Origin of the sequence: Variovorax sp. CAN15, from assembly GCF_030462475.1 — a bacterium.
Classification (GTDB): domain Bacteria; phylum Pseudomonadota; class Gammaproteobacteria; order Burkholderiales; family Burkholderiaceae_C; genus Variovorax.
The window spans coordinates 33407-60043 of the sequence record NZ_JASMRZ010000031.1 but is presented as its reverse complement, the minus strand read 5'-3'; the positions used below and the strand labels follow the sequence as shown (position 1 = coordinate 60043).

The 26637-nt window shown below is 67.8% G+C and carries 30 protein-coding genes and 1 pseudogene; 9 read left to right on the top strand and 22 right to left on the bottom strand.

From position 1 onward, the window contains the following. Positions 1 to 79 precede the first annotated feature (79 nt). The 18 genes and pseudogenes from QMO14_RS19400 to QMO14_RS19315 form a co-directional block, all read right to left on the bottom strand. Positions 80 to 1477: a multicopper oxidase family protein gene (locus QMO14_RS19400; RefSeq protein ID WP_301509078.1), complete on the bottom strand. Its 1398-nt coding sequence runs from the start codon at positions 1475 to 1477 to the stop codon at positions 80 to 82. 1 nt (position 1478) lies between these two features. Further along, the gene (locus tag QMO14_RS19395; protein WP_301509077.1) at positions 1479 to 2987 is read right to left on the bottom strand and encodes a TolC family protein; all 1509 of its coding nucleotides are present in this window, start codon (positions 2985 to 2987) and stop codon (positions 1479 to 1481) included. 80 nt (positions 2988 to 3067) lie between these two features. After that, a complete protein-coding gene (locus QMO14_RS19390) occupies positions 3068 to 3499 on the bottom strand; it encodes a hypothetical protein (RefSeq protein WP_301509075.1) in 432 nt (143 codons plus the stop codon). A 48-nt stretch (positions 3500 to 3547) separates the two neighbouring features. Then, a complete protein-coding gene (locus tag QMO14_RS19385; protein WP_301509082.1) occupies positions 3548 to 3775 on the bottom strand; it encodes a hypothetical protein in 228 nt (75 codons plus the stop codon). 47 nt (positions 3776 to 3822) lie between these two features. Continuing rightward, on the bottom strand, positions 3823 to 4815 hold the full coding sequence (locus QMO14_RS19380) for a glycerophosphodiester phosphodiesterase (RefSeq protein ID WP_301509074.1): 993 nt from the start codon (positions 4813 to 4815) through the stop codon (positions 3823 to 3825). Then, positions 4812 to 5393 (bottom strand): DUF1439 domain-containing protein, encoded by a 582-nt coding sequence (locus QMO14_RS19375; protein ID WP_301509073.1) that lies wholly within the window; start codon positions 5391 to 5393, stop codon positions 4812 to 4814. The genes QMO14_RS19380 and QMO14_RS19375 overlap by 4 nt, the downstream gene beginning before the upstream one ends. Further along, a complete protein-coding gene (locus tag QMO14_RS19370; RefSeq protein WP_301509071.1) occupies positions 5390 to 5935 on the bottom strand; it encodes a GNAT family N-acetyltransferase in 546 nt (181 codons plus the stop codon). The genes QMO14_RS19375 and QMO14_RS19370 overlap by 4 nt, the downstream gene beginning before the upstream one ends. Before the next feature lie 28 nt (positions 5936 to 5963). Further along, positions 5964 to 6455: an ATP-binding protein gene (locus QMO14_RS19365; protein WP_301509070.1), complete on the bottom strand. Its 492-nt coding sequence runs from the start codon at positions 6453 to 6455 to the stop codon at positions 5964 to 5966. Positions 6456 to 6658: 203 nt separating this feature from the next. Next, a complete protein-coding gene (locus QMO14_RS19360; protein ID WP_301509069.1) occupies positions 6659 to 7444 on the bottom strand; it encodes an amino acid ABC transporter ATP-binding protein in 786 nt (261 codons plus the stop codon). Continuing rightward, positions 7428 to 8081: an amino acid ABC transporter permease gene (locus tag QMO14_RS19355; RefSeq protein ID WP_301509068.1), complete on the bottom strand. Its 654-nt coding sequence runs from the start codon at positions 8079 to 8081 to the stop codon at positions 7428 to 7430. Before QMO14_RS19355 ends, QMO14_RS19360 begins: the two co-directional genes overlap by 17 nt. Before the next feature lie 25 nt (positions 8082 to 8106). Then, positions 8107 to 8769 carry an amino acid ABC transporter permease gene (locus tag QMO14_RS19350; protein WP_301509067.1) on the bottom strand — a complete coding sequence of 221 codons (663 nt, stop codon included), beginning with the start codon at positions 8767 to 8769 and terminating at the stop codon, positions 8107 to 8109. Positions 8770 to 8887: 118 nt separating this feature from the next. After that, complete coding sequence (locus QMO14_RS19345) at positions 8888 to 9688, bottom strand: transporter substrate-binding domain-containing protein (RefSeq protein WP_301509066.1); 801 nt, start codon at positions 9686 to 9688, stop codon at positions 8888 to 8890. Then, on the bottom strand, positions 9685 to 10461 hold the full coding sequence (locus QMO14_RS19340; protein ID WP_301509064.1) for a GntR family transcriptional regulator: 777 nt from the start codon (positions 10459 to 10461) through the stop codon (positions 9685 to 9687). Before QMO14_RS19340 ends, QMO14_RS19345 begins: the two co-directional genes overlap by 4 nt. An 81-nt stretch (positions 10462 to 10542) precedes the next feature. After that, the gene (locus QMO14_RS19335) at positions 10543 to 10974 is read right to left on the bottom strand and encodes a hypothetical protein (protein WP_301509062.1); all 432 of its coding nucleotides are present in this window, start codon (positions 10972 to 10974) and stop codon (positions 10543 to 10545) included. 33 nt (positions 10975 to 11007) lie between these two features. Then, positions 11008 to 11745, bottom strand: a complete 738-nt coding sequence (locus QMO14_RS19330; protein ID WP_301509061.1) for a tetratricopeptide repeat protein — start codon at positions 11743 to 11745, stop codon at positions 11008 to 11010. After that, positions 11742 to 12407, bottom strand: a complete 666-nt coding sequence (locus tag QMO14_RS19325; protein ID WP_301509060.1) for a hypothetical protein — start codon at positions 12405 to 12407, stop codon at positions 11742 to 11744. Before QMO14_RS19325 ends, QMO14_RS19330 begins: the two co-directional genes overlap by 4 nt. A 316-nt stretch (positions 12408 to 12723) precedes the next feature. Next, a pseudogene (locus tag QMO14_RS19320) lies at positions 12724 to 12864 on the bottom strand (tripartite tricarboxylate transporter substrate binding protein); the annotation flags it as partial. 78 nt (positions 12865 to 12942) lie between these two features. Then, positions 12943 to 13383 (bottom strand): OsmC family protein, encoded by a 441-nt coding sequence (locus QMO14_RS19315; RefSeq protein ID WP_301509059.1) that lies wholly within the window; start codon positions 13381 to 13383, stop codon positions 12943 to 12945. A 290-nt stretch (positions 13384 to 13673) separates the two neighbouring features. Between QMO14_RS19315 and QMO14_RS19310 the strand changes: the two genes are divergently transcribed. Beyond that, positions 13674 to 15371, top strand: a complete 1698-nt coding sequence (locus tag QMO14_RS19310; RefSeq protein ID WP_301509057.1) for a long-chain fatty acid--CoA ligase — start codon at positions 13674 to 13676, stop codon at positions 15369 to 15371. A 24-nt stretch (positions 15372 to 15395) separates the two neighbouring features. On the opposite strand, the gene QMO14_RS19305 is transcribed toward QMO14_RS19310, so the two are convergent. Then, positions 15396 to 15878: a tetratricopeptide repeat protein gene (locus tag QMO14_RS19305; RefSeq protein WP_301509056.1), complete on the bottom strand. Its 483-nt coding sequence runs from the start codon at positions 15876 to 15878 to the stop codon at positions 15396 to 15398. A gap of 145 nt (positions 15879 to 16023) precedes the next feature. Between QMO14_RS19305 and QMO14_RS19300 the strand changes: the two genes are divergently transcribed. Then, a complete protein-coding gene (locus tag QMO14_RS19300; RefSeq protein ID WP_301509055.1) occupies positions 16024 to 16587 on the top strand; it encodes a thermonuclease family protein in 564 nt (187 codons plus the stop codon). A gap of 31 nt (positions 16588 to 16618) precedes the next feature. Here the strand turns inward: QMO14_RS19300 and QMO14_RS19295 are convergent, their stop codons facing one another. Then, positions 16619 to 16867, bottom strand: coding sequence for a hypothetical protein (locus QMO14_RS19295; protein ID WP_301509054.1), 249 nt, complete (start codon positions 16865 to 16867; stop codon positions 16619 to 16621). 13 nt (positions 16868 to 16880) lie between these two features. After that, positions 16881 to 18227, bottom strand: coding sequence for an NAD(P)/FAD-dependent oxidoreductase (locus QMO14_RS19290; RefSeq protein ID WP_301509052.1), 1347 nt, complete (start codon positions 18225 to 18227; stop codon positions 16881 to 16883). A 178-nt stretch (positions 18228 to 18405) separates the two neighbouring features. Here QMO14_RS19290 and egtB point away from each other — a divergent pair, with 178 nt between their 5' ends. Continuing rightward, positions 18406 to 19662 carry an ergothioneine biosynthesis protein EgtB gene (egtB, locus tag QMO14_RS19285; protein ID WP_301509051.1) on the top strand — a complete coding sequence of 419 codons (1257 nt, stop codon included), beginning with the start codon at positions 18406 to 18408 and terminating at the stop codon, positions 19660 to 19662. Between the two features lie 2 nt (positions 19663 to 19664). Beyond that, on the top strand, positions 19665 to 20666 hold the full coding sequence (gene egtD / locus QMO14_RS19280) for an L-histidine N(alpha)-methyltransferase (protein ID WP_301509050.1): 1002 nt from the start codon (positions 19665 to 19667) through the stop codon (positions 20664 to 20666). A 42-nt stretch (positions 20667 to 20708) separates the two neighbouring features. Here egtD and QMO14_RS19275 read toward each other — a convergent pair whose 3' ends face one another. Next, complete coding sequence (locus QMO14_RS19275; protein ID WP_301509081.1) at positions 20709 to 21626, bottom strand: AEC family transporter; 918 nt, start codon at positions 21624 to 21626, stop codon at positions 20709 to 20711. 120 nt (positions 21627 to 21746) lie between these two features. Here QMO14_RS19275 and QMO14_RS19270 point away from each other — a divergent pair, with 120 nt between their 5' ends. The 5 genes from QMO14_RS19270 (at position 21747) to QMO14_RS19250 (ending at position 26587) form a co-directional block, all read left to right on the top strand. After that, positions 21747 to 22721 (top strand): tripartite tricarboxylate transporter substrate binding protein BugE, encoded by a 975-nt coding sequence (locus QMO14_RS19270; protein WP_301509049.1) that lies wholly within the window; start codon positions 21747 to 21749, stop codon positions 22719 to 22721. Positions 22722 to 22791: 70 nt separating this feature from the next. Beyond that, the gene (gene xerD, locus QMO14_RS19265; RefSeq protein WP_301509048.1) at positions 22792 to 23706 is read left to right on the top strand and encodes a site-specific tyrosine recombinase XerD; all 915 of its coding nucleotides are present in this window, start codon (positions 22792 to 22794) and stop codon (positions 23704 to 23706) included. Positions 23707 to 23745: 39 nt separating this feature from the next. Further along, positions 23746 to 24738, top strand: coding sequence for a tripartite tricarboxylate transporter substrate binding protein (locus tag QMO14_RS19260; protein WP_301509047.1), 993 nt, complete (start codon positions 23746 to 23748; stop codon positions 24736 to 24738). Positions 24739 to 24783: 45 nt separating this feature from the next. Then, positions 24784 to 25359 carry a TetR/AcrR family transcriptional regulator gene (locus tag QMO14_RS19255; protein WP_301509046.1) on the top strand — a complete coding sequence of 192 codons (576 nt, stop codon included), beginning with the start codon at positions 24784 to 24786 and terminating at the stop codon, positions 25357 to 25359. A gap of 94 nt (positions 25360 to 25453) precedes the next feature. After that, the gene (locus tag QMO14_RS19250; protein WP_301509045.1) at positions 25454 to 26587 is read left to right on the top strand and encodes a thiolase family protein; all 1134 of its coding nucleotides are present in this window, start codon (positions 25454 to 25456) and stop codon (positions 26585 to 26587) included. Positions 26588 to 26637: the final 50 nt, after the last annotated feature.

Genomic DNA, 26637 nt, shown 5'->3' with positions numbered 1-26637 from the left:
GAGCACGAGGCCCGTGGCGATGGACTTGATGAGTGTCTTGTTCATGAGGGAACTCCAGAAAATGAAACGGGAGAAGAAATCAGTGCTCGTGCGAGCCGTGCCCCGAGGGCTTGCGCACGGTCGCGTCGGGGCCGGAGCCCTTCTGCGATGAAGCGGGCGCCGGTGTTTCCTTGCGCGTGGCCGGCGGCACGTTCGCGCCCTTCACCTCGCGTGCGACGGTGCCCGGCGGGTGCTTGAACCAGCCCGGGTCGCGGTAGTCGCCGGGTTTCTGGTCGCGCCGCACCTTCAGCAGCGTGAACATGCCGCCCATCTCGGCCGAGCCGAAGGGGCCAGCGCCGGTCATCATCGGCACGGTGTTGTCGGGAATGGGCATTTCCATCTCGCCCATGTCCGCCATGCCCTTGTCGCCCATCACCATGTAGTCGGGCACCAGCTTGCGGATCTTCTCGGCCACGCCCTTGTGGTCTACGCCGATCATGGTCGGCACCTCGTGGCCCATCGGGCCCATGGTGTGGTGCGCCTTGTGGCAATGCAGCGCCCAGTCGCCTTCCTCGTCGGCGATGAACTCCATCTGCCGCATCTGGCCCACCGCCACGTCCACCGACACCTCGGGCCAGCGCGCGGTGCGCGGCACGGGGCCGCCGTCGGTGCCGGTCACCTCGAACTCGTGGCCGTGGATGTGGATCGGGTGGTTGGTCATCGTCAGGTTGCCCACGCGGATGCGCACCCGGTCGCCACGGCGCACGTTGAGCGTGTCGATGCCCGGGAACACGCGGCTGTTGAAGCTCCAGATGTTGAAGTCGGTCATGGTGTTGACCTTGGGCGTGGCGCTGCCGGGCTCCACGTCGAAGCTGCCGAGCAGGAAGCAGAAGTCGCGCTGCACTGGCTCGATCAGCGGATGGCTTTCCTTCGGGTGCGTGACCCAGGAGCCCATCATCCCCATCGCCATCTGCACCATCTCGTCTGCGTGCGGGTGGTACATGAAGGTGCCGGGCCGGCGCGCGGTGAACTCGTAGACGAAGGTCTTGCCCGGCGGAATGTGCGGCTGCGTGATGCCGCCCACGCCGTCCATGCCGTTGGGCAGGCGCTGGCCGTGCCAGTGCACGGTGGTGTGCTCGGGCAGCCTGTTGGTGACGAAGATGCGCACGCGGTCGCCCTCGACCACCTCGATGGTCGGGCCGGGCGACTGGCCGTTGTAGCCCCACATGTTGACCTTGAAGCCCGGTGTCATCTCGCGCACCACGGGCTCGGCGACGAGGTGGAATTCCTTGATGCCCGCGTTCATGCGCCAGGGCAGCGTCCAGCCGTTGAGCGTGACGACGGGGTTGTAGGGCCGGCCGTTGGGCGGCGAAAGCGGCGGCGCGGTGGCGGTGGAGCCCTGCGACACCGGCTCGGGCAGCGCGGCCATGGACACGCGGCTCACGCTGGTCGCGGCGACGGCCGTGGCCGCGCCCGCGAAGAAGTTGCGGCGGTTCATGTCAGTGCCCTCCCGTTGCCGGCGCTTCGGCGGCCGAAGCGGTCTGCAGCGCCGACATTCCACCGGGCGAGCTGCCCGTGAGCACCAGTTGCAGGTCGGTGTCGGCGATCCAGAAATCGCGCTGCGCCTCGATGCCCGCGTTCACCGCGAGCATGCTGGCGCGCGTTTCGCCCAGCAGTTCCCACACGCTGGCGAGCATGCCGTTGTAGCGCAGCACCATTTCCTCGTTGACCTTCCTGCGCAGCGGCAGCACCTCGTCGCGGTAGCGGCGGGCCAACGCATAGGCCGTATTCCAGCCCTGCCACGCCTCGCGCGCCTCGCTCGCGGCGAGCACGCCCACGTCGCGCACGCGGGCTGCCGACTGCAGGTACTGCGCCTCGGCACGGCCGTTGCGGGACTGGCCCCAGTCGAAGATCGGAATCGGCAGGTCGAGCTCGAAGCCGCGCTTGGTCTTCTTGGTGCGGTCGGCGTCGTTGTCGAAGGTGGTGTTGCGAACCACGCCGATCTCCATCGCGTTGATGACGCTGGTGGCGTGCGTGAGGCCGAGCGAGCCGGCCACGGCGGTGTTCTGCGCCTGGGCCGAGCGCACGTCGAGGCGGTCGCGCAGCGCCAGTGCCTGCACGTCGCCGAGTTCCGGCGCGGCCTTCGGCAGCGGCGGCAGGCGGTCGGGCAGGGTGTAGCTTGCGGCGCGCTCGCCGCTCAGGCCCATCAGGCGGGTGAGCTGCTCGCGCGAGGCGACTGCGAACTGCTCGGCGCGCGCCAACTGCGCGGCCGCATCGGCCAGCAGAAGCTGCTCGCGCGTGCGCTGCAGAGCGCTCCAGTTGCCGACCTGGGCCATGCGGTGCGCGAGCTCGGCGCCGGCTTCGGCGGTTTCCTTCGCGTCGCGCAGGTAGGCCACGCCCTGCTGCGCCGCCACCGCGCGTACCCAGGCGCGGCGCGTGTCGGCCGCAAGCAGCAGAACGCTCTGCGCGGCCTGCAGCTTGGCCGCCTCGTGCCGCTGGCCGGCCCAACGGGCCTGCCATGGCAGCGTGACGAGGCCCAGCACGTTGAAGCTGAGCATTCGCTCGAACTCGCGCTCGCTGCCCTGCGCCAGGCGGCTGAACGAGAGCACCGGGTTCGGCAGGCTCGCGGCCTGCACGCGGTCGGCGTCGCTCAGTTGCAGGGTGGCGAAGGCATCCTGCACGCGCGGGCCGTTGATGAGCGCGATGCGCACCGCGGACTCGACGTCCAGCGGCTTGGCGAGCAGCGCATCGACGCTCTTCTGCGAAGCCGCGTCGGGCGTGCGTTGCGCGGTGGCGCCCGCCATGAGCGGGTTGCCCGACACCAGCGCCTGCACGTCGGCGCTGCCGCCGTCGGGCGAGAGGCTGGCACAGCCGGCGAGCACCAGCGCGGCGGCCAGCGTTGCGCCGGTCTTGATGGTTCTGATGGATGGGAGCCGGGGCGGGCGCGCTTCGCTACGCCTGCGATGGCCACGGGTGCCGGCAGTCTGCCGGCGAATGAGGGAATTCACTTTCGATCTCCATGAGCAATACGACGGACGCCGCAAGCCGGAACAACGGGCTCACCGCGGACGGACTACGGGCAGGGAGATCAGGAAATGGGCGGCTTCAGGCCCTGGACGGGCTCCGCGCTGACGAAACGGGCCGCGTGGGCCGCGGGCGACGCCTGGGGCGCGCCGTGAACGATGGCGACAAGAGGCATGCCGCCGAGCGCCACCGTGTGGCAGACCTGGCAGGCGACGCAGGTGCCGCAGCCTTGGTGGTCGTTGTGGTTGGTGTTGCCGCTGCCGCCGTCGTCATGGCTGCTGCCATGGGCGGACATGTCCATGGCCATCGCCATGTCGCCGCCCGCATCGGCATCCGTCGCTTCGTGGCAATGGGCTTCGGCCGCGGCGGAGACCACGGTCGCGGCCTCCATGGCCGCCGGCAGCGAGTGGCGCACCATCTCGACCGCCATGGCATCGCCGAGCCAGCCKCGGACGGGCAGCAGGACGATCATGATGGCGAGCAGCAGGGTGCGCATGGAGCGGGATGATAAACCGGCCAAACCCGCTGAAACGGCGCGCGCCGGTCAAGACACCAGTTGGCCGCGGGCCTTGTCGACCCACACCTGCAGGTTGTCGAGCAGGTCCTTCTGGCTGAACGAGCAGCTTTCCTCGCTGAAGAGCGCGCTCGACTCCAGCCTGTCGAGCAGGCTGAGCAGCACTTCGCCGTAGCGCGGGGGCAGGGCGCCCAGCAGTTCGGCGCTGGCGCGGGCTTCGTCCGACAGCGTGGTCACGGAGCCTGCGTCGTTGCGCATGGCCGCGATGCGCGCGGCGATGGCGTCGAGCTGTTGCCGTGCGGCGCTCACGATGCGTTCTTTCCCGGAGGCGGCAGCGAGAGGCCGCGTTCGCGCATCAGGTCGCGCAGGATGTCGGGGTAGTCGGTGATGATGCCGTCGGCGCCCCAGTCCATCAGCCGCTGCATGTCGGCGCGCTGGTTCACCGTCCAGGGCAGCACCTTCAGGCCGAGCTTGTGCGCCTCGCGGATGATCTCGGGCGTGAGGCCGGCGAAGGCCGGCGACCAGATCACCGGGCCGGGCGCGTTGGCCGAGGCGGCCCTGACCATCTGCGGCACCGAGGCGAAGCTGGCCGCATCGAAGCCGTCGGTCCAGCGGCTGTCCTTCAGCGTGCGCGGTGTGGTGAGGTAGGCGCGCGGCAGTTGCGGCGCGAGCTTGCCGACCAGCGTGAGCGTGCGCCAGTCGAAGCTCTGGATGGTCACGCGGCTGGCCATGTTCGCCTTGTCGATCTCGGCGAGCAGCGCGCGCACCATCGGTTCGGGGGCGGCAGTTTCGTCGGGCTTCGACGGGTCGATCTTGGTCTCGATGTTGAAGCGCACCGTGGCCGCGTCGGCGCCGCGTGCCTGCACCTGCGCGAAGAGCGATGCCAGCGTGGGAATACGCTCGCCGTCGCGCGGAATCTGCAGCGCGAACAGCTTGCCGTAGTTGCTGGACGGGTCGATCCGTCCGACGTCGTAGGTCTGCAGCTGCGCCAGCGTCAGTGTGCGGATGGGTGCGCCGCTCTTCGGCGCGAGCCACGCGCCCTTCGCGTCGCGCGTGTGGTCGGGGTTGAGCGAAGTGTCGTGCGAGACCACGACCACGTCGTCGGCCGTGAGCCCGATGTCCAGCTCCAGCGTGGACACACCCATGTCGACGGCGTTCGAGAACGCGGCGAGCGTGTTCTCGGGCGCCAGCCCGCGTCCGCCTCGGTGCGCCTCGAGGTCGAAGTGCTGCCTGGCCGTGGGCATGATGGCCRTGCAGCCGGCAAGGAGCAGCGCCGCGGCCAGAAGGGTGAATTTCATTTGAGCTGTACCTTGATGCCGTTGTCCTGCACGGTGATGTCGCCGATCTCGTAGGTCTTGCGCCCGACGGTGAGCTCGTCGGCCTTGAAGCTGCGCAGCACCTGCCCCTGCAGCAGTTCCTGCGCGACCACCGCGCCGACCTTCTGCAGCCGCTCCGCGTCGCGGCCTTCGATGCCCTGCAACTCGAGCCGCTCGGCCTTGGGCTGGTCCAGCCGCAGGGCGCGCGCCGTGGCGTCGTACCTGAGCGCGCTGCTGACCGACACCACGCCCTGCACCGGCGAGGCCGCCAGCAGCGGGCTCGCGATGGTCAGCGTGGCGGTGATGGACGCTCGGTTGGCCTTCGAATCCAGATCCAGCTGTGGGTCGCGCAGGCCGACCATGAAGATTTCGGCGTAGCGCTCGGCCACCGGAAAGTGCTTGGMGATCTGCGTCTGCAGTTCCTCGCGGCTGGCGGTGTATTCGCTGGTGAAGAAATTGAAGCCGGCCAGCGCCGCCAGGGGCGCCTGCAGGGCCGTGGCGCCCAGCAGCGCGCGCAGCAGCCGGCGACGGGAGGTTGGGGGCGGGTTGCGGTGGTTCATACGGCCGGGAGCTTGCCACAGGCGCCAGGCTTCGCGATGTCGGGCGGCGCGCCGTGGGCTCGTATCCGCATCTCGAAGCGCGCGAAGGCCCGCTCGCCCTTTTGGATCACGCTATGCAGCGAAAAACCGAAGCGTTCGTACAGGGCGCGCAGCGGCGCCCGGTCGGCCACGCAGTCCAGCCGCAGGAATGGGCGGCGCAGGTCGTGTGCGCGCTCGCGGGCGAAGTCGATCAGAAGCGAAGGCACGCCGCGTCCGGCAAATGCGCGGCGTACCGCCAGCTTGTGCAGGTAGAGCGAGGTGCCGGCCTCCATCTCGGGCCAGAAGGCTGGGTCTTCGAGGTCGAGCCGCACCACGCCTGCCACCTCGCCACCCTCGCGGGCGATGAAATAGCCGCCGGCATCGGTGTCGCGCTGCTCGCGCTCCAGGCCGACGTCGGCCGCCGACCACAGCGGGCGGCCTTCACCGGCGATCCATTGGGCGGCTTCGTCGAGGACGGCGGCGACTGTGGCCGCCTCTTCTGGCCTTGCTTGTTCGATCTGCATCGAGGGCAGAGCATATCGCCACACAGGCTCAGGCGGGCCGCACCACGTCGAAGCCTTCCTCCGGCGACGGCGCGGCGAAGTGGCTGCTGATCAGGTCGAACTGCGCGTCCGTCGTCTCGAAAGGGTGGATGCCGCTCGCGTTGCGCGCGCGCAGGCGGGCCTTGCAGATCTCGTCGGGCACGTCGAGGAAGTGCAGCGCGTGCGCCGCGCCGGCTGCCTCGAAGATGCCGCGCATCCACTGGCGGTTGGCCACCGTGTTGGCGGGAAAGTCCAACACCACAGAAAMGCCTGCGCCGAGCAGCGCCGCCACATGCTCCGCCATCGCCTTCTTCAGCCGGCCCGCGCAGCGGACGTAGTCGGGCAGTTCGTGGATCTCATCGGGGTACAGCGTGGCCAGCCATGTGTCCTCGCTGATCAGCACCGTGGCGGGCGCTTCGGCGAGCTGCCGCGTGAGCGTCGACTTGCCGGCGCCGATCTTGCCGCAGACCATGTGGAGCACGGGGCGGGGGAGTGGTGTCATTTCGATCTCCTGGGTGGGTGGGTGGAAGAAAAATTCCCCAGGAAACGAAAAACCCGCCTCGTGGGGCGGGTTGCATGGCGTGTACCTGTTGCCGTTCGAAGTGCCGCGCTAACCCACCGTCTTCCGGATGGGGCGAATAATTGACGCGGTACGCGGGCTTGCCATGGGCCGAGGATAACCCGGCCTGATTGCCCGATGTCGGCTCAATCGTGCAGCGAGGACAGGAACTGCTTCAGCTCCGCCGTCTGCGGGTTGCCGAACAACTCCGCCGGCGGTCCCATTTCGTGCACGCGGCCCTGGTGCATGAAGATCACGCGGTCGCTGACCTTGCGTGCGAAGCTCATCTCGTGCGTGACCATCAGGAGCGTCATGCCCTCGTCGGCCAGCGACTCCACCACGCGCAGCACCTCGCCCACCAGCTCGGGGTCGAGCGCCGAGGTGATCTCGTCGCACAGCAGCACGGCCGGCTCCATCGCCAGCGCGCGGGCGATGGCCACGCGCTGCTGCTGGCCGCCCGAGAGCTGGTCGGGCATGGCGTCGAACTTCTCGGCCAGCCCCACGCGCTCGAGGAGCTTGCGTGCCTGCGAGGCAGCTTCGAGGCCGGTGCGCTTCTTCACCAGCGTGGGCGCGAGCATCACGTTCTTGCCGACCGTGAGATGCGGGAACAGGTTGAAGCTCTGGAAGATCATGCCCACGCGCTGTCGCAGCTCGCGCATGGCCATCGCGCTCTCGTGCAGCAACGGCTTGCCGTCGACGGTGAGCGAGCCTTCCTGGAACACCTCCAGGCCGTTGATGCAGCGAAGCAGCGTGCTCTTGCCCGAGCCGCTCTTGCCGATGATGGCGATCACCTCGCCGCGCTTCACGTCGAGGTCGATGCCCTTGAGCACCTCGTTGGTGCCGTAGGACTTGCGAAGCGCCGTGATGCGCACGATGGGTGAACCCACCGAGGTGGCGGGCTGTTGTTGCGGTTGGTCAAGCACGGCGGCCATGGGTTTTCCTCTCGAGGGTCTTGGCGTACAGGCTCACCGGGAAGCACAGCACGAAATAAAGCAGGGCGACGCAGCTGAACACCACGAAAGGCTGGAAGGTGGCGTTCGAAATCATGCTGCCGGCCTTGGTGAGTTCGACGAAACCGATCACCGACGCGAGCGCCGTGCCCTTGATGACCTGCACCAGGAAGCCCACCGTGGGAGCGATGGCGATCTTCACCGCCTGCGGCAGGATCACGTGGCGAAGCTGCTCGCCGAAGCTCAGCGCGAGGCTGCCGGAGGCTTCCCACTGGCCCTTCGGAATCGAGGCCACGCAGCCGCGCCAGATTTCGGTGAGGAAGGCGCTGGTGTAGAGCGTGAGCGCCACGCTGGCGGCGGTCCACGCCGAGACGTCGATGCCGAAGAGTGCGATGCCGAAGTAGGCCAGGAAGAGCTGCATCAGCAGCGGCGTGCCCTGGAAGAGCTGCACGTAGAGGCCCACGGCCCTGCCGATCGCCTTGCCGCCGCGCAGCCGCAGGAACAGCAGCAGTGCGCCCACGATACCACCACCGATGAAGGCGATGAGCGAGAGCGCGACCGTCCAGCGCAGCGCCAGCAGCAGGTTGCGCAGGATGTCCCAGAGAGAAAAATCAGCCATGTCGAAGGTGCCTTCCCTTGGTTGCTCAGCGGCCGAAGAAGAACTTCGGCCCCGCCCAGTCGAGCAGCCGGCGCAGCGCCACCGACAGCGCCAGGTAGATCAGCGTGGCGACGATGAAGGCCTCGAAGGCGCGGAAGTTGCGGCTCTGGATGAGGTTGGCCGCGTAGCTCAGTTCCTCGGTCGAGATCTGCCCGCACACGGCAGAGCCCAGCATCACGATGACGATCTGGCTCACCATCGCGGGCCACACCTTCTTGAGCGCGGGCGGCAGCACCACCCGCAGGAACACCTGCGACTTGCTCAGCGCCAGGCTCACCGCCGCCTCGATCTGCCCCCTGGGCGTGGCCTCGATGCCGGCGCGGATGATCTCGGTGGAGTAGGCGCCGAGGTTCAGCACCATCGCGATCACCGAGGCCACCTCCGGCGTGAGCTTGACGCCTGCCGCGGGCAGCCCGAAGAAGATGAAGAACAGCTGCACGATGAAGGGCGTGTTGCGGATCAGCTCCACATAAGTGCCCACGACGGCGCGCAGCCACTTCGGCCCGTCGGCGCGCGCCCACGCGCAGAAGGTGCCCACGATCATGCCCAGCACGGTGCCGACGGCGGTCAGGCCGACGGTCCACGCCACGCCGCGCAGAAGCAGCGGCCATTCGGAGAGCACCGCGCCGAAATCAAACTCGATGTTCATAAGTCAGTCTTCTCTTCGTGGAACGCCGCGGAACCGGCTTTGCCGGGCCGCAGGCGTTGCCCCCGTCGAGGGGGTGTGCGCAGCGACACGAAGTGCGCGAAGCATGGGGGAGAACCACTCACACGGGAAGGTCGCCGGCCGCTTTGCCGAGCCATTTCTTGGACATGGCATCCAGCGTGCCGTCCTTCTTGGCGGCGGCAATGATTTCGTTCACCTTGGTCTTCAGCGCGGTCTCGCCCTTGGCGACGCCGACGAAGCAGGGGCTGTCCTTCAAGAGCAGCTTGAACTCGGCGCTGACCTTCGGGTTCTTGGCGAGCATGTCGCCGGCAACGGCGGCGCTGGTCGCGATGGTCTGGGTCTGGCCGGCCACGAAGGCGGCGATGGTCGCGTTGTTGTCCTCGAAGCGGCGGTAGTCGACGTTCGGCGGCGCCACCTTGTTCAGCTCCTGGTCTTCCATTGCGCCGCGCGTCACGGCCACGGTCTTGCCGGCCATGTCGGCGAAGCTGGTGAGCTTCATGCTCTTGGCGGCGTACACGGCCTGGAAGAAGGGCGCGTAGGCCGACGAGAAGTCGATCACCTTCTCGCGCTCCGGGTTCTTGCCCAGCGTGGAGATCACCAGGTCGGCCTTCCTGGTCTGCAGGTACGGGATGCGGTTGGCGCTGGTCACGGGCACCAGCTCGACCTTCACGCCGAGCTTGGCGGCGATGAGTTCCGCCATGTCGATGTCCAGGCCCTGCGGCTTCATGTTCTTGTCGACCGAGCCGTAGGGCGGGTAGTCGGTGGGTACGGCGATCTTGATGGTCCTGGCCTTGAGCACGTTGTCCAGGGCGTTCTGGGCGTGCGCGGCGCCGGCCGAGGCCAGCATGGCGGCGGAAGCGAGCGCGAGGGCGATGCGGCGCTTGGAGGCAGAGAAGGTCATAGCAGGGCTCCTAGGTAGGTCGAAGAATCGGAATCGGGCGATGCGCCGGGCTTGCGGCGCCTGCCGTTGGCTGGTGTCTTGGGTGCGGCCGTGTTCTGCAGCGGCGCGAGCGCATCGCGCAGCTGGGCCAGCGGATCGGTGGGCGCCTGCACGCGCAGGGCCGACTGCACCGTGCCGATGTGCTCGGCCATCAGCACCTCGGCGGCGGCGTGGTCGCCGCGCTCCAGCGCAGCGACGATCTGTACGTGGTCTTCGCAGGACTGGACTGCGTCGTGCGTGGATTGATAAAGCATGGCGATCAGCGTGGTGCGCGCCGTGTAGTCGCGCAGCGTGTCTGCCAGCAGCGTGTTGCCCAGGCACTCGGCCAGGCAGACATGGAAATCGCCCAGCAGGAAGCTGCGGTTGCCGACGTCGCTCTCTTTCAGTGCGGCCTTTTCACGCTGCAGGTGCGCTTTCAGTTGGCGCAGGGCGGTCTTTTCGATCTTGCCGGCGCTGCCCGCGCTGCGGATGAGCCCGAGTTCGATCACGCGCCGCGCCTCGAAGGCCTCGCGCGCCTCGTCCTGCGAGGGCTCGATGACGAACCAGCCGCGCCGCGCGCTCACCGTGACGATACCGCGCGCCGCCAGCCGCGTGAGCGCCTCGCGCACGATGGTGCGGCTGCAGTCGAACAGCATCGCCAGCTGCTGCTCGCCCAGGCGCGAACCCGGCGCGAGCTTCTGCGCCATCACCGCCTCGACGATGCGTGCACTGATTTCGGATGCGGAAATGGCCATATGCCTGCATACCAGCAGCTTCTGTGCCAACTGGTATGCAAGGCGTGTGCACCAAAAGGAGGCTGTGCGGCCCTCGGACTTTCAGAACCGGGTTGGAAAGTCGCCTTTCTCGAACTCGAGGATCACAGCCTTGAGTTCCCCGACCCGCTCAGGCGTGCAGAACTTCGGATTTGCCTTGCTCTGCGCCGCGTGGAAGTCGATTCCGTTGATTTCGTGTGTCAGCGCGTCCTGCTGGTACTTCCTGATCAGTGCTGTAACGGCGTTCGCCCGGTCGTATGGAATGCCGCAGGTCTTCGCCGCGCCCAGACGCGACCAGGCGAACTGCAGATTCGGGTCCCACCCCGTCGCATCGGGCCCGGTGAAGCCCTTGTCATAGTGGTACTCGTAGACGTTCGGTTCGATCTTGTAGGCGCCCATGCCGCCTTTGCCGCGGTAGCTGCCGTAGTCCGCGGCCACGGCTGCATGCCCTGCCGTGGCGGCAAGCAGCAGGATGGCGATGCGTGCTGTGCTCATGTTCAGCTGGATTCCTTGAAAGGTTGCTGGCGGCTATCTGGCGACGAAGTTCTCGCTGTCGTACCCGTACCGGGTAAGCAGCGAATCGAAAGGCGGTTGCCGCAGCGAGGGGAGCAACCGCGCGCGATCGGCCGGCTTGACTTCGGTGCCAAGCAATTCCTTGCCGCGTTGGAGGTCCGTCCTGGCCAATTCGCGCTTGCCCTGAGCGTCGTACGCGAGGGCGCGGTACAGGTAGGCCCACGCATAGGTCGGTTGATACTTCATGCCCTCGGTGAAGGCTTCGGTTGCTTCTGGCCATTGCTTGAGCTCGCTCAAGGTTCTGCCAAGGTGGTAGTAGGGCGCCATGCCCGACAGGCCGAGCCGTGAGTCCTGCATCTTGCGCAGAAGCCCGAGTGCCCTTTCGGGTTGCCCTGTTTCCCGGTACAGCGACGCGAGATTGATGAAGTCCCAGCTCTCGCGGGGTGGCATAAGGCGCTGGGATGCTTCGAGGTCCTTGATGGCCTCGTCGTACTGTTTGAGCTGTCCTCTCACGTGGCTGCGCATTTTCAGCGCCAGGCCCTTCAGGATGGCGGTCTGCGGTCCGCTGTCCACACAGCGAGTCCAGAGTGCCAAGGCCTTGTCCGGTTGCGCATAAGCGGTCTTGTTGTCGGTCAGTGGCAGGTTGCCGGCGGCACGGCATGCACCTTGGCCGGTGAGGGGGACCGACGCGCAGCCCGCGATGGTCAGTCCCAGCGCAGCGGCCAGGACCAGCCTGATGACGGCTTTACTCATTGCTGCAGCGATGCCGGGAGGTCAGGACGCACGCGCTCCAGCAAGGGCGGCGTGACGGAACCTTGCAAAGCGCAGGAGACCTTGGTCCGGCCAGGCGCCTCGTCGGCTTCGATGAGGAGCACGCGCTCGACCGTGCCCTTCTGTGTCACGGACCCGGACTGGCCTCCCCGGCGCCATGCGTCGATGGGATCGCCGATCCGGCGGTTTTCCGCGCGAGCCCATTCGTTTCCTGTCTTCACGACACGCTGGGCGGGCTGCAGAAGACGGTTGAGGGCGTCCGCGGCCGTGTCGGGCGTACCTTCGACGTCGAAGCCCCACCAGAGGAATGCGCCCATCGTCGCGTCGTAGCTCACCTCGTTGCGCCAGGCAAGCAGGCTCAGGCCTGCCACGTCGATCGGCCGTGTGAAAGACTGCCGATGTCCTTTCTGCGATCTTGGGTCGGCTACCGTGGGGGCTGCCACCGTGCCATTGATGGCGACTTCGACGGCTGATCCGAAGAGCTGCGGCTTCTGAGCCAGCAACGTGAAAAACGATGCATCGCATTGCGCGAATGCGATGAGCGCAGTCTTCGTCGCGTCCATGTCGGGCGCTAGGTTGGCGGCCGGCGTGTCGGCGGCACCGGCCGAGAAAGACATGGCCGCGAAACAGGCCAGGGCTGCCATGCGGCGGCCGAAGGCTGTGTGGTTTTGATGTGTGCGCATTGCGCGGTTCCTCCCGTTTGATTGCGTTGCCCTTGTCATCACCGGCGATGCAGGTCGCCCTCCTCGTGACAAGGTGCGGCACTATATCCAAGAGGCCGGCAACGCATGGCCGAAGCGCCTGCGTATCGGGCAAGACAATCAAAAAAATCGGCGCCGATGCTGGCTCAGGCGCGCAGCCGGACCGGTCGGCGGCTCAGTCCATCCGCGCGCCGGATGCCTTCACCGCCTTTTCCCAGCGCGGCGTTTCCGTCGCCAGGAAGCGCGCGAAGTCGCCGCTGCCCAGCACGGCCTGCGGCTTGTCGGTGAGCAGGCGCGCATGCTGGTCGAGCGGACCGCCGGCCGGGAAGCCGATGACGATATTGATCGGCTTGTCGGGAAACGCGGCCATTGCCGCCGTGGCGCCGAGGCCGAGGAAAATGGCCGCGAGCGCGGTGCTGAAGGGCTTGTTCCTGATCCGTCTCCTGTTCTTGTGAGGAGACGATCATAGGCAGCCCGCTCAGCCGGCCAGCGTTGCCTTCAGCGTGATCTCGGGCACGCTCGCCAGCGCCTTCGACAGCGGACAGCCGGCCTTGGCGGCGGCCGCGATCTGCTGGAATTTCGCCTCGTCGAGGTTCGGCACGCTGGCGTCGAGTTCGAGTGCGATGCAGTCGATCTTGAAGCCTTCACCATCCTTGGCCAGCCGCACGGCCGCCCGGGTGTCGATCTTGGTGGCCGTCAGGCCTTCTCTTTCCAGCGCGAAGGCGAAGGCCATCGTCAGGCAGGCGGCATGGGCCGCGCCGACGATCTCCTCGGGGTTGGTGCCGCGCTTGTCGTCCTCGAAGCGGCTGGCGAAGCCGTAGGGGTAGTCCTTCAGGGCACCGGTCTCGGTGCTGATCAGGCCCTTGCCGGTCTTGCCGGCGCCTTCCCAGTGAACGCTCGCGTGCTTGTCTGCTGCCATGTCGACTCCTTCATTGCGGTGACGGGTTGGGGGTCAGCAGGTATCGCCGAAGCGGGGGCGGTTGTCTGTAGTCGCACATCGCGTCGCACATCTCGTCGCACATCTCGTCGCACATCTCGTCGCACATCTCGTCGCGCGGGGCGTAGAAAAATGGGCGTCGCCAAGGTGACGCCCCGGGGGCTTGCCCCGATGGGAGCGGCGGGCGTGGCGGCTTAGGCTGGCGGGAAGCTTTCTTTTCCCCCTCTTCCCCTCTTCCCCTTCCTTCCCTTCTTCTTCCGCCCGTTTCGACCATGGAACAACGCCCGCACCATAAGTTCTGGCCCAAGCGCCTGCCGCATTCGATCACCGTCCCCGCCACCTCGCTCTGGCACAACCTGGCCACCTCTGCCGCGCGCTACCCCGACAAGCCCGCGCTGGTGTTCTTCGGCCGCGTGATCAGCTACCGCGAGTTCGCCGCGCAGGCCGAGAAGCTGGCCGGCGCGCTGCATGCGCTGGGCGTGAAGCGCGGCGACCGTGTGATCCTGGACATGCAGAACTGCCCGCAGCTGGTGATCGCGCATTTCGCGATCCTGCGCGCCAACGCGGTGGTGGTGCCGGTCAACCCGATGAACCGGGCCGAGGAGCTCAAGCACTACATCACCGACCCGGATGCCAAGGTGGCCATCATCACCGGCGACCTGGCGCCCGAGCTGGCCAAGGCCAGCAACGCGCTGCCGTCCGGGCAGCGGCTGGCTCACATGATCGTGACCCAGTTCACCGACGCCTTCGATGCCGACGTGTCGGGCGACGACGCCCCGGCGCCGGCCTGGAAGGAGTGGCTCACCACCCGCCACCCGCTGCCTGCGCTGGAAGGCGGCAAGGTCATCGCCTGGACCGATGCGCTCGAAGCCGGCCACCCGCCGCCCGAGCACGTGGTGGGCGCCAACGACATGGCGCTGCTGCCCTACACCAGCGGCACCACCGGCCTGCCCAAGGGCTGCGTCCACCACCATTCGAGCCTGATGCACAACGCCGTCGCAGGCCAGATGTGGGGCGGCTCGACCTCCGAGACGGTGGTGCTGGCGGTGGTGCCCATGTTCCACATCACCGGCGTGGTGAGCATGATGCACACCGCCATCCTCGCGGCCGCCACGCTGATCATCATGCCGCGCTGGGACCGCGACGTGGCCGGCCGGTTCATCTCGCGCTGGAAGGTGACGGCATGGACCAACATCCCGACCATGGTCATCGACCTGATGGCCAGCCCCAATTTCAAGGACTACGACCTGTCGAGCATGACCTACATCGGCGGCGGCGGCGCCGCGATGCCGCAGGCCGTGGCGCAGCGCCTCTTCGAGCAGTACGGCCTGAAGTACCAGGAGGGCTACGGCCTTACCGAGACCGCCGCGCCCTCACACACCAACCCCCTGGACAACCCCAAGCAGCAGTGCCTGGGCATCCCGTTCATGAGCACCGACGCGCGCGTGGTCGACCCCGACACGCTGAAGGAAATGCCCATCGGCGAGTCGGGCGAGATCATCATTCACGGCCCCGAGGTGTTCCAGGGCTACTGGAAGCGCCCCGACGCCACGGCCGCCGCGTTTGTCGAATTCGAGGGCAAGCGCTTTTTCCGCTCGGGCGACATGGGCCGCATGGACGAGGACGGCTACTTCTTCATCACCGACCGCCTGAAACGCATGATCAACGCCAGCGGCTTCAAGGTGTGGCCGGCCGAGGTCGAACTGCTGATGTTCCGCCACCCGGCCATCCAGGAAGCCTGCGTGATCTCGACCAGGGACGACTACCGCGGCGAATCCGTCAAGGCCGTGGTGGTGCTGCGCCCCACCCACAAGGACACGACCGAGCAGCAGATCATCGACTGGTGCCGCGAGAACATGGCGGTCTACAAGATCCCGCGCAAGGTGCAGTTCGTGGACGCGCTGCCCAAGAGCGGTAGCGGCAAGGTGATGTGGCGGCTGCTGCAGGAGGATGAGAACGCGGCCAAGTGAGACCGGACGGGGCGCGCCACTCCGCTACGCCTTGCGCCCCATCGACTTCAGGAGCCTCCCGGCCTCCTTCTTCCCATCTGGCGTGACGGACGCCGCCATCGTCGCCTTCGTCAGGTAGTCGACGACCTTGCGGTGGTTCTGGTGCGGGCCTTCCCACAGGAAGAGCCTGCCCAGCTCCAGCGCCGCGTCGCCGTCGCCCTTGGCATAGGCTCGCTCGAACCAGAAGCGGGCCCAGCGGAAGTTGCCTTCGTCGCGGTAGCAGATGGCAAGGTTGGCGCAGCCTGCGATGTCGCCGGCCCTGGCCGCCTTGCGGTACCACTGGCGGGCTGCGGCGCTGTCCTGCTTCACGCCGATGCCGTGGTCGAGGAAGTAGCCTACGCTGTTGAGTGCGTGGGTCTCGCCGGATGCGGCGGCCTTGAGGAACAGCGACAGCGCCTTCTTGTGCGCGCCGGCATCCCATGCGTCGTTGGCGGCGGAAAACCAGTCGTCACGGGTGGGTTCCTGCATGCGGGGTCTCCTTCGAAGCGCGGTTCGGGGAAGAGCGCGAGAAAGAAAGGAAAAAAACTGTGTCCCGAATGGTTCCGGTGCGCGGATCACTTAGCCTCGACCGGACCGGCCATTCTGCCTATCTCCTGGTCTTTCCGGCTTCTTCATGCACTTTCGCGCGCTGCCTTCTCGTCTTTTCTTTCTTTTTCTTCCTCTGTTCCTGGCCTTTCCCCTTCCGTCGCAGGCCGCTTCGCGAAACTGCCTCGTCGTCGGCATCAGCGATGGCGACACGCTCACCGCCCGCTGCGGGCGCATCGGCGCCTACGAGCGTGTGAAGGTGCGCATCGCGGCCATCGACGCGCCCGAGAAGGCCCAGCCCTACGGCCAGCGCAGCAGGCAGGCGCTCAGCGGCATCTGCTTCGGCGAGCAGGCGCTCATCACCGAGATCGACACCGACCGCTACGGCCGCACCGTGGCCGACGTGAGCTGCAACGGCGAGGATGCCGGCGGCCGCATGGTGTCCGAAGGCTGGGCCTGGGTGTACGACTACAACCACCTCGCCACCCGGCGCGGCGGAGGTCTGTTCAAGCTGCAGGAACGTGCACAGGCGCGCCGCGCCGGCCTCTGGGCCGATCCGCAGCCGACGCCGCCCTGGGAATGGCGCAAGCACCAGCGCGAGGAACAGGCTCAGCCGCACTGGGGTGGCGGCCGGTGGGGCGGGCTCTTTTGAGTCCTGTGCGGCCTGGCGTGGCAGGGCGCCGCTAGCAACTGCCCCAGCAGCGCAGCCCGGGCACGAACAGGCCCGCGATGAAGCTGACGGCGCAGAACACCAGCAGGATCAGCGCCGCCATCTTCAGCCCCTCGGCGCTCCATCCCGGCGCGAAGTTGCTGAATAGGAAGCCCGAGGCGAAGGTGCCTTCGAGCCGTTCGGCGCCGCCCCGGCGCAGCACCCAGAGGCAGAACAGCGCCTCGGCGGCATGCGCCGCGATCCAGATGAAGAGCGAGAGCATCGGGGGCTCGTCTTCAGGATTCGCTCTTGCCCTGCACGTCGGCCACCACGCGCGCGTTGCGCTGGAAGCTCCAGTAGGCGCCGGCCCAATCCATCATCACGACGACGCGGTTGCGAAAACCGATCAGGAAGTACGCGTGCGCGAACAACCAGAACAGCCACGCGGGCCGGCCGCTGAAGCGCAGCGGGCCGAAGGGCGTGCCCAGGTCGACCACGGCGGAATTGCGGCCGATGGTGGCGAGGTTGCCATAGTCGGCATAGCGGAACGGCACCGTCGGCTGGCCCGCGATGCGGCGCAGGATGTTGGCCGCCGCGGCGCGCCCCGCCTGCTTGGCACCGGGCGACACGCCGGGCACGGGCTTGGGCGGCTTGCCGGGCGCGTGGCTCATGGCGGCGGCGAGGTCGCCGACCACGCTGATCTCGGGATGGCCCGCGAGGCTCAGGTCGGGCTCGACCTTGATGCGGCCCGCGCGGTCGCATTCGACACCCGTGGCCGTGCCCAGCATGCGGCCCAGCGGCGAGGCCGCCACGCCTGCCGCCCACACCACGCAGCTGCTATCGATTCGGTAGCTGTCGACCGGCGAGCCATCTGCACCACCCCCGGTCTGCACTTCGAGCCCGGTGGTGTCGATGGCGGTCACGCGCGCGTTCAGCCGAACCTCGACGCCCAGTTTCTGAAGCTGCTCCAGCGCCTTCTGGCTCAGCGACTCGGGCATGGCCTGCAGCACGCGCGGGCCGCCTTCGATCAGCAGCACCTGGGCGCTGGCCGGGTCGATGTGGCGGAACTCGCCCGACAGCGTGTGCTTGGCGATCTCGGCCAGCGTGCCGGCCATTTCGACGCCGGTGGGGCCGGCGCCGATCACCACGAAGGTGAGCAGGGCGCGGCGGCGTTCCAGGTCGGCGGTGATCTCGGCGGTCTCGAAGGACAGCAGCACGCGGCGGCGGATCTCGAAGGCATCGGCCAGCGTCTTCAGCCCGGGCGCCACGGTGGACCACTCGTCGTGCCCGAAGTAGCTGTGCGTGGCGCCGGCGGCGACGATCAGGTGGTCGTATGGCACGCGATCGCCGTTGGCCAGCTGCACCGAACGCGCCGCCGGATCGATGCCGCTCACCTCACCCAGCAGCGTCGTGATGTTCTGCTGCTTGCGGAACAGCCCGCGCACCGGCGCCGCGATGGACGGCGCGGCGAGCCCGGCGGTCGCCACCTGGTACAGCAGCGGCTGGAACAGGTGGTGGTTGGTCTTGTCGATCACCGTCACGTCCACGTCGGCTTTCTGCAGCTTGCGGGCCGCTTCGAGTCCGCCGAATCCGCAGCCGACGATGACGACTTTGGGCCTGCCCGAGGGGTTGGTCGTTTGCATTCGCCGGATGATACGCAGCCGTCCTGCACGTCCCGGCGTCTTGTGCCACAGTGGCAGCCCCCTTGCGCTCTCTGGCGCTCTTTGCCGAAGTCGCGGCGGCAGGCCTGCGGCGTTTTGTCCTACGCGCCGCCGCGACCCGGATGGGCTACAAATTGCGGCTGACCCGACTGGAGATTCCATGACGCTTTCCCGGCCGACCATTCCGGCGGCGGGCGCACTGCGCGACAGATTCCGCGAAGTGCGCGCAACCAGCCTGGCGCTTGCCGCCCCGCTGTCCGCCGAAGACCAGTGCATCCAGTCGATGCCCGATGCCAGCCCCACCAAGTGGCATCTCGCGCACACCACATGGTTCTTCGAGAGCGTGCTGCTGCAGCCGCATGCGGGCGGCTACAGGCCGCTCGATCCGCGCTTCCACTACCTCTTCAACTCCTACTACGAGGCGCTCGGTCCGCGCCATCCGCGCCCGCAGCGCGGCCTGCTCACGCGGCCTTCGCTGGACGAGGTGCACGAGTACCGGCGCCACGTCGACGACGCCGTGCTGGCGCTGCTGGAGGAGGGCGGGCTCGACTGGAGCGTGATCGAGCCCATCGTCACGCTCGGCCTGAACCACGAGCAGCAGCACCAGGAGCTGCTGCTCACCGACATCCTGCACGCGTTCTCCTGCAACCCCATGCTGCCCGCCTGCAAGCCCGCCGGCGGCCCTGCGCTGCGTCTGGCGGCGGTGCCGCCCGCCATGCGCTGGATCGAAAGGCCCGGCGGCATGGTCGAGGTGGGACACGACGGCAACGGTTTCTCCTTCGACAACGAAACGCCGCGCCACCGCGCGCTGCTGCAGCCGTACGCCATCGCCGACCGCCTCGTGAGCTGCGGCGACTACGCCCAGTTCATCGCCGACGGCGGCTACCAGCGGCCGGAGCTGTGGCTGTCCGACGGCTGGGCCGCGGTGCAGGCCAACGGCTGGCGGCATCCGGCCTACTGGCTGGCGCAGGACGATCCGCGGCTGCGCTTCGCCGGCCCCGCGGCCCAGGCGGGCGGCGGCTGGCATGTTTTCGGCCTGCACGGCGTGCGGCCGATGGAAGCCGATGCACCCGTGTCTCAGCTGAGCTTCTATGAAGCCGCGGCCTACGCCGAATGGGCCGGCGCGCGGCTGCCGACCGAGTTCGAATGGGAGGCCGCGCACGACGCGCCCGGCATCTCGCAGATGACCGGGCATGTCTGGCAATGGACGCGGTCCTCGTACGACCCGTACCCTGGCTTCAGGCCGCTGCCGGGCATCGCAGCCGAATACAACGGCAAGTTCATGGTGGGGCAACTGGTGCTGCGCGGCAGCAGCGTCGCCACGCCGGCCGGGCATGCGCGGCCCAGCTATCGCAACTTCTTCCCGCCGGCGGCGCGCTGGCAGTTCTCGGGGCTGCGGCTCGCGAAAGACCTTTGATCATGCGCAATCCAACCTCTTCCTCGTCGCTGTCCTTCGTGCCCGCAACGGACGGCCGCAAGCCGCAGGCCGCCGCTGCAGCCCCGCTGTCGGAGTTCGGCCGCGAGATGCGGGCGGGGCTCGCGCGCTCGCCGCGCAGCATCTCGCCGAAGTTCTTCTATGACGCCGCGGGCTCGCAACTCTTCGATCGCATCTGCGAACTGCCCGAGTACTACCCGACGCGCACCGAATTGCGCATCCTCGGCGAATGCGCAGGCGAGATCGCGGGGCAGATCGGGCCGAACGCGGAAATCGTCGAGTTCGGTGCCGGGTCGCTGACCAAGGTGCGGCTGCTGCTCGATGCGCTGGAGACGCCCAGGCGCTATCTGCCCATCGACATCTCCGGCGAGCACCTGGAGGCGGCGGCCGAGCGCCTGAGGGCCGATTACCCGGATCTGGTCGTGCAGCCCATCGCGGCCGACTACACCATGCCGCTGGTGCTGCCTGCGCCGATGGCAGGGGCAGGGCGCCGCGTGGGGTTCTTTCCCGGCTCGACCATCGGCAACTTCGAGCCCGACGAGGCGCTGGCGTTTTTGCAGCTGGCTGCGCGGATGCTGCGCGGGGGCGGCCTGCTGATCGGGGTCGATCTGGTGAAGGACCCGGGGCGGTTGCATGCTGCGTACAACGATGCGCAGGGAGTGACCGCGGAATTCAACCTCAACCTGCTGCGGCGGGCCAATGCGGAGCTGGATGCCGGTTTCGATCTCGACGGGTTCTCGCATGCGGCGTTCTACAACGCGCCGCGTCGGCGCATCGAGATGCATCTCGTGAGCCGGCGGGCGCAGAGTGTCCGCTTGGACGGGCAGGATTTTGCGTTCGAGGAAGGCGAGACCATTCACACGGAGTACTCGCACAAGTTCACCGTGGAGGGGCTTCGCGCACTGGCTTTGAGGGCGGGGTTTCGGCCTGGAGCTGTCTGGACTGATCCTGAGAGGCTCTTCAGCGTGCACTGGCTGGCTGCTTAGGAGGCCGAGACCCGGCGCCGGGAAGCAACCTCCCAAAGAACGTCACCGGGGCAACGCCAAGGCAAACGGCAAACTGACAACCCCCAACAAAGTGGAAAGAGTCACCAGCCCCGCCACATAAGGCCCGTTGTAGCCCATCCGGGCAGCCAGAACGTACGCACTGGAAGCCGTAGGCACGGCGGAAAACGCCATCAGCACAGCCGCCTGCGCGGCATCCAGCCGCAGCAACCGGGCCAGTCCCCAAGCCACCAGCGGCAAGCACAGGTGCCGTATGGCCAGCACGGAAACGGCCAGCACCTTCCCCGCGCCGAGGGTGGAAAACTTCATCCCTGCCCCGGCGGCCAGCAACCCGAGCGCCAGCGACGCTGCCCCGATTCGCGTCAGCGTAGGCGTGGCCCAGGCGGGCACCGTGAGCCCGAGCACGTTGGCCAGCAGCCCGGCCACGGTCGCGACGATCAGCGGATTGCGCACCAACTGCCGCACGAACCCCGTCTGCGCATGCCGCGCCATCGGCCACACGGCCGCGATATTGAAGATCGGCACGCACACGCCGATCAGCACCGCGATCAGCAGCAGCCCCTCGGAGCCTCCGAGCCGCTCCGCCAGCGCCAGGCAGATGAACGAGTTGAAGCGAAAGGCGATCTGCGCGCTGGCCGCGTGGTCGCGCCGGTCGATGTGCGTGCGCAGGCCCGGAACGAAGGGCAGGGCATAGGCCAGCGCGATGCCGCAGATGCCCACGCCGACGCCGGCGGTGAGCAGGCTCGATGTCGCACCGAAGTCGAGCGGGCTGCGCACGATCGAGTGGAACAGCAATACAGGAAATAGAAAGTAGTAGACGAGGCTCTCGACCTGATCCCACACCCGACGGTCGAGGGCGGTATAGCGGCACAGGAGCCAGCCGATGGCGATGAGGGAGAAGTCGGGGAAGAGCAGTTGGGCGTAGTTCACCGCTTCGAGAATAAACCTCCCCGACCATGGGTAATCCAGAGCACGGGGAGGGAGTCCGAGCCGCTAGCATCCGGGCTTCGTTTTTCGACATCAGTCGGTTAGTCAGTCAGACAGATCAACAAGGAGTTTTCGATGCAACGTCGTCAATGGGGCGCGATGGTGGGAGCCGCGGCACTGGTCGCAGTGGCGGGTCAGAGCTTCGCGCAGGGATATCCCAACAAGCCCGTCGAACTGAGCGTGCCGTTCGCACCGGGCGGTACGACGGACATCGTGGCGCGCGTGATTTCCGATCCGCTGGGCAAGGTGCTGGGCCAGCCGGTGGTGGTGATCAACCGCGCCGGCGGCGGCGGCATCGTGGGCGCGGCCGAAACCGCGCGTGCCGCGCCCGACGGCTACAAGCTCGGCATCGCCACGGTGTCGAGCACGGCGGCCAACCCGGCCATCAACCCGAAGACGCCGTACGACCCGATCAACGACTTCACGCCGATTATCAACATCGCGGCCACGCCGAACATCATCGCGGTCAATCCCAGCTTCCCCGCCAAGAACTACGCCGAGTTCGTGGCCGAGCTGAAGAAGAACCCCGGAAAGTACTCGTACGCCTCGTCGGGCACGGGCGGCATCGGCCACCTGCTGATGGAGCTCTACAAGAGCCTGACCAACACCTTCGTCACGCACATCCCGTACCGCGGCGCGGGTCCGGCGCTGAACGACGTGGTGGCCGGTCAGGTGCCGATCATGTTCGACAACATCCCCTCGGCCATGCCCTTCATCCAGAGCGGCCGGCTGATTCCGATCGTGGTGGCGGCGCCGCAGCGCCTGGCCGCGCTGCCCAACGTGCCGACCTTCAAGGAAGTGGGCCTGGAGCCGGTGAACCGCATGGCCTACTACGGCATCCTCGGCCCGAAGGGCCTGCCGAAGGAAGTGGTCGAGAAGATCAACGCGGGCGTGAAGAAGGCAGTCGAAGAGCCGGCGGTGCGCAAGCGCATCGAGGACACGGGCTCGCTGATCGTCGCCAACTCGCCCGAACAGTTCGCCGCGCAGATCAAGGCCGAGTACGACGTGTACAAGCAGGTCGTGAAGAAGCAGAACCTGAAGCTCGACTGAGGGTCGTTCCTCACGCCAGCGAAGCCGCCCGCATGCCGGGCGGCTTTTTCTTTTTGCTATCTTGCAAGGCATGAGCACAGAGGCAGCCACGCAGACGACACCCGGTATCGACGATTTCATCGACGCCTTGTGGCTCGAGGACGGCTTGTCGAAGAACACGCTGGCCGCCTACCGCCGCGACCTCGCGCTGTTCGCGCAATGGCTCGGCGCGCAGCGCAGCGGCACCGCGCTCGACGCCGCGAAGGAGTCGGACCTGCAGGCCTACATGGGCGCGCGCCTGTCGACCAGGGGCAAGGCCACTTCCGCCAACCGGCGCCTGACGGTGTTCAAGCGCTACTACCGATGGGCGTTGCGCGAGCGGCGCATCGCGGCCGACCCGAGCATCCGGCTCATGCCCGCGCGACAGATGCCGCGCGCCATCAAGACGCTTTCAGAGAAGCAGGTCGATGACCTGCTGGCCGCGCCCGACGTCGAGTCTCCGCTGGGCCTGCGCGACCGCGCGATGCTGGAGCTGATGTACGCGAGCGGCCTGCGCGTGAGCGAGCTGGTGGCGCTCAAGGCCATCGACATGAGCCTGAACGATGGCGTGCTGCGCGTGCTCGGCAAGGGCAACAAGGAGCGGCTGGTGCCCTTCGGCGCCGAGGCGCGGCGCTGGATCGAGCGCTACCTCGACGAATCGCGCCCGGCCATCCTCGATGGGCAGCAGACGCCCGACCTGTTCGTCACCGCGCGCGGCGCGGGCATGACGCGCGTGATGTTCTGGATCATCGTGAAGAAGCACGCCAGCGCGGCGGGCATCCACGTGCCGCTGTCGCCGCACACGCTGCGCCACGCCTTCGCCACGCACCTGCTGAACCACGGCGTCGACCTGCGCGCGGTGCAACTGCTGCTGGGGCACGCCGACATCTCGACGACGACGATCTACACGCACGTGGCGCGCGAGCGCCTCAAGCAGTTGCATGCGCAGCACCATCCGCGAGGGTGAAGCCGTGCGTCTTTTCCTTTTTTTCAATCGACCGACACCATGAATCTCCTTGCTTCCTCGAAGCCCTCGCGCCGCATGGCGACCCGTCTCCTGGCCGCTGCCGCGTTGTGCGCCGCTTCCGGCGCCTTCGCGCAGGCCGTGCCCAAGACCGTGCGCCTCATCGTCGCCTACCCGGCGGGCGGCGTCAGCGACGTGGTCGCGCGTGCGCTGGGCGACCGGCTCGCGGCGCAGATGGGCGTCACGGTGATCGTGGACAACCGTGCCGGCGCGAGCGGCGCCATCGGCATGGACGCCGTCGCCAAGGCTGCGCCCGACGGTGCGACGCTGGGCTTCTCGGCCATCAGCCCGCTGGTGCTGAGCCCGCACCTGGGCAAGCTGCCCTTCGATCCGCTGAAGGACGTGGCGCCGGTGGCCAGCGTCATGTATTCGCCGGTGCTGCTGATCGCGACGCCGGCCAGCAAGGCGAAGGACTTCCGCGCGCTGATCGACGATGCCAAGGCGCATCCGGGCGCGGTGCGCTGGGCCACATCGGGGCCGGCTTCGCTGGGGCACATCGTGCTGGAGCAGCTGCGCGCGGCTGCGGGCGTCGACATCACGCACGTGCCCTACAAGGGCGGCGGCCAGCAGCTCAACGACGCGATCGGCGGGCAGTTCGAGATTCTTTCGACCAATGCGAGCCCGACGCTTTCGTCGCACATCCAGTCGGGCAAGCTGCGCCCGCTGGCGGTGGGCGCGCCCGCGCGGCTCGAGAGCCTGCCGCAGGTGCCCACGCTGGGCGAGCTGGGCTACAAGGCGGCGAACATCAATTCGCTGTTCGGCGTGTTCGCACCCGCCGCCACGCCGCCGGCGCTGGTCGCGAAGTACAACGCCGAGATCAACAAGGCGCTGGCCACCCCCGAGCTGCGCGCCAGGCTCACGGCCACCGACAACGTGCCGACCGGCGGCACTTCGGCGGCGTTCGCGAAGGAAATCGCCAGCGAGTTCGAGAGCAACGGGCGGATCGTCAAGGCTGCGGGAATCAAGGCCGATTGACCCTGCTGCTTGCAGGATTGAATTTGCCTACCTTATAGTAGGTAGATGACCAATGCCACAGCCCTTGCCACCGGCAGCACCCGCGAGCAGATCCTCGCGGTGGCGCGCGGCTTCATCGAAACGCGCTCCTACCTGGGCTTCAGCTTCCAGGACGTGGCCGACGCGGTCGGCGTGCGCAAGGCCAGCCTGTATCACCACTTCCCGACCAAGGAGGCGCTGGGCGTCGCGGTGATCCGCGCGGCCACGCAGGGCTTCAAGGACTGGGACGCCGCCCGGGCGCGCGAGCCGAAGGACGCGCTCGAATCGTATTTCCGCATGTACCGCAACACGCTCAGGGCAGGCTCGGGCATGTGCCCCGCGGGGGCGGTGGCCCCTGGATGGGGCGTCATCAACGACGAGCTGCGCCTGGCCGTGCAGGAGCTGCGCAATACGCAGGTGACGTGGCTCACCGGCGTGCTGGGCGCGCTGATGACGCAGCGCAAGGCCGGTACCTCGGTCGCCTCGCTGGCCGCCTATGTGTTCTCGGTTTGCCAGGGCGCGCTGCTGTCGGCGCGCATGACAGGCCGCGTCGACGACTTCGACGAAGCCATCGCCCAACTCAGGAGTTCCTTGCCGGGCTGAGTCCCGGCCTCGCGCAGGCACGCTTCGGCGTGCTTATTTTTCGACCTTGAAGCCTACCGATTGGATGGTAGTCAAATCTGCTGGAGTCCATGTCATGAAAGCCGTCATTTCCGCTTACGCCCGTTCCCCGTTCCACTTCGCGAAGAAAGGCGCGCTCGCCGAGGTGCGGCCCGACACGCTCGCCGCCGGCGTGGTGCGCGGCCTGCTGCAGCGCACCGACCTCGATCCCGCATTGCTCGAAGACGTGGTTCTCGGCTGCGCCTACCCCGAGGCCTCGCAGGGCAACAACCTCGCGCGCATCGTCGGGCTGCTGGCTGGCCTTCCGCACGAAGTGGGCGGCATGACGGTGAACCGCTTCTGCGGCTCGTCGATGCAGGCCGTGCACATCGCCGCCGCGCAGATCGAGGCGGGCATGGGCGATGCCTTCCTCTGCGTGGGCGTGGAGTCGATGACGATGGTGCCGCAGGGCGGCTTCAACTTCTCGCCGAGCCCTGAGCTCAAGGAGAACACCGATGCGTACATCTCGATGGGCGAGACCGCCGAGAACGTCGCTCAGCGCTGGAACGTGAGCCGCGCCGACCAGGAGGCCTTCGCGGTGGAGTCGCACCGCAAGGCGGCCGAGGCGCGCGCGCAGGGGCGGCTCGCGGGCGAGATCGTGCCGGTGCGCCTGGCTTCGGGCGATGTGGTCGATGCCGATGGCTGCATCCGCCCGACCACTTCCGCCGAAGCGCTGGCGAACCTCAAGCCCGCGTTCCGCCCCGACGGCGTGGTGACGGCTGGCACATCCTCGCCGCTGACCGATGGCGCGGCGGCGGTGCTGGTCACCAGCGACGAGTTCGCGGCGAAGCACGGCCTGAAGGCGCTGGCGCGCATCCGCTCGTTCGCGACCGTGGGCGTCGACCCGGCGATCATGGGCATCGGCCCCATTCCCGCCACGCGCAAGGCGCTGGCCCGTGCGGGCCTGAGTGCAGCCGACCTCGACGTGATCGAGATCAACGAAGCCTTCTCCTCGCAGGCGCTGGCCTGCATCCGCGACCTCGGGCTCGACCCGGCGAAGATCAACCTCGACGGCGGCGGCCTGTCCATCGGCCATCCGCTGGGCGCGACCGGTGCGCGCATCACCGGCAAGGCGGCCTCGCTGCTGGCGCGCGAGAAGGGCCGCTACGCGCTGGCCACGCAGTGCATCGGCGGAGGGCAGGGGATCGCGACGATCCTCGAGCGCGTCTGAACGCCGGCCGTCCGAGAATGACGATCGCCACCCAAAACAAAGGAGACCCC

Coding starts and splice junctions, on each gene's coding strand:
- QMO14_RS19400 (WP_301509078.1), bottom strand. CDS start 1,477: ATGAACCGCCGCAACTTCTTCGCGGGCGCGGCCACGGCCGTCGCCGCG.
- QMO14_RS19385 (WP_301509082.1), bottom strand. CDS start 3,775: ATGCGCAACGACGCAGGCTCCGTGACCACGCTGTCGGACGAAGCCCGC.
- QMO14_RS19370 (WP_301509071.1), bottom strand. CDS start 5,935: ATGCAGATCGAACAAGCAAGGCCAGAAGAGGCGGCCACAGTCGCCGCC.
- QMO14_RS19360 (WP_301509069.1), bottom strand. CDS start 7,444: ATGGCCGCCGTGCTTGACCAACCGCAACAACAGCCCGCCACCTCGGTG.
- QMO14_RS19355 (WP_301509068.1), bottom strand. CDS start 8,081: ATGGCTGATTTTTCTCTCTGGGACATCCTGCGCAACCTGCTGCTGGCG.
- QMO14_RS19350 (WP_301509067.1), bottom strand. CDS start 8,769: ATGAACATCGAGTTTGATTTCGGCGCGGTGCTCTCCGAATGGCCGCTG.
- QMO14_RS19345 (WP_301509066.1), bottom strand. CDS start 9,688: ATGACCTTCTCTGCCTCCAAGCGCCGCATCGCCCTCGCGCTCGCTTCC.
- QMO14_RS19340 (WP_301509064.1), bottom strand. CDS start 10,461: ATGGCCATTTCCGCATCCGAAATCAGTGCACGCATCGTCGAGGCGGTG.
- QMO14_RS19335 (WP_301509062.1), bottom strand. CDS start 10,974: ATGAGCACAGCACGCATCGCCATCCTGCTGCTTGCCGCCACGGCAGGG.
- QMO14_RS19330 (WP_301509061.1), bottom strand. CDS start 11,745: ATGAGTAAAGCCGTCATCAGGCTGGTCCTGGCCGCTGCGCTGGGACTG.
- QMO14_RS19325 (WP_301509060.1), bottom strand. CDS start 12,407: ATGGCAGCCCTGGCCTGTTTCGCGGCCATGTCTTTCTCGGCCGGTGCC.
- QMO14_RS19315 (WP_301509059.1), bottom strand. CDS start 13,383: ATGGCAGCAGACAAGCACGCGAGCGTTCACTGGGAAGGCGCCGGCAAG.
- QMO14_RS19310 (WP_301509057.1), top strand. CDS start 13,674: ATGGAACAACGCCCGCACCATAAGTTCTGGCCCAAGCGCCTGCCGCAT.
- QMO14_RS19305 (WP_301509056.1), bottom strand. CDS start 15,878: ATGCAGGAACCCACCCGTGACGACTGGTTTTCCGCCGCCAACGACGCA.
- QMO14_RS19300 (WP_301509055.1), top strand. CDS start 16,024: ATGCACTTTCGCGCGCTGCCTTCTCGTCTTTTCTTTCTTTTTCTTCCT.
- QMO14_RS19295 (WP_301509054.1), bottom strand. CDS start 16,867: ATGCTCTCGCTCTTCATCTGGATCGCGGCGCATGCCGCCGAGGCGCTG.
- QMO14_RS19290 (WP_301509052.1), bottom strand. CDS start 18,227: ATGCAAACGACCAACCCCTCGGGCAGGCCCAAAGTCGTCATCGTCGGC.
- egtB (WP_301509051.1), top strand. CDS start 18,406: ATGACGCTTTCCCGGCCGACCATTCCGGCGGCGGGCGCACTGCGCGAC.
- egtD (WP_301509050.1), top strand. CDS start 19,665: ATGCGCAATCCAACCTCTTCCTCGTCGCTGTCCTTCGTGCCCGCAACG.
- QMO14_RS19270 (WP_301509049.1), top strand. CDS start 21,747: ATGCAACGTCGTCAATGGGGCGCGATGGTGGGAGCCGCGGCACTGGTC.
- xerD (WP_301509048.1), top strand. CDS start 22,792: ATGAGCACAGAGGCAGCCACGCAGACGACACCCGGTATCGACGATTTC.
- QMO14_RS19260 (WP_301509047.1), top strand. CDS start 23,746: ATGAATCTCCTTGCTTCCTCGAAGCCCTCGCGCCGCATGGCGACCCGT.
- QMO14_RS19255 (WP_301509046.1), top strand. CDS start 24,784: ATGACCAATGCCACAGCCCTTGCCACCGGCAGCACCCGCGAGCAGATC.
- QMO14_RS19250 (WP_301509045.1), top strand. CDS start 25,454: ATGAAAGCCGTCATTTCCGCTTACGCCCGTTCCCCGTTCCACTTCGCG.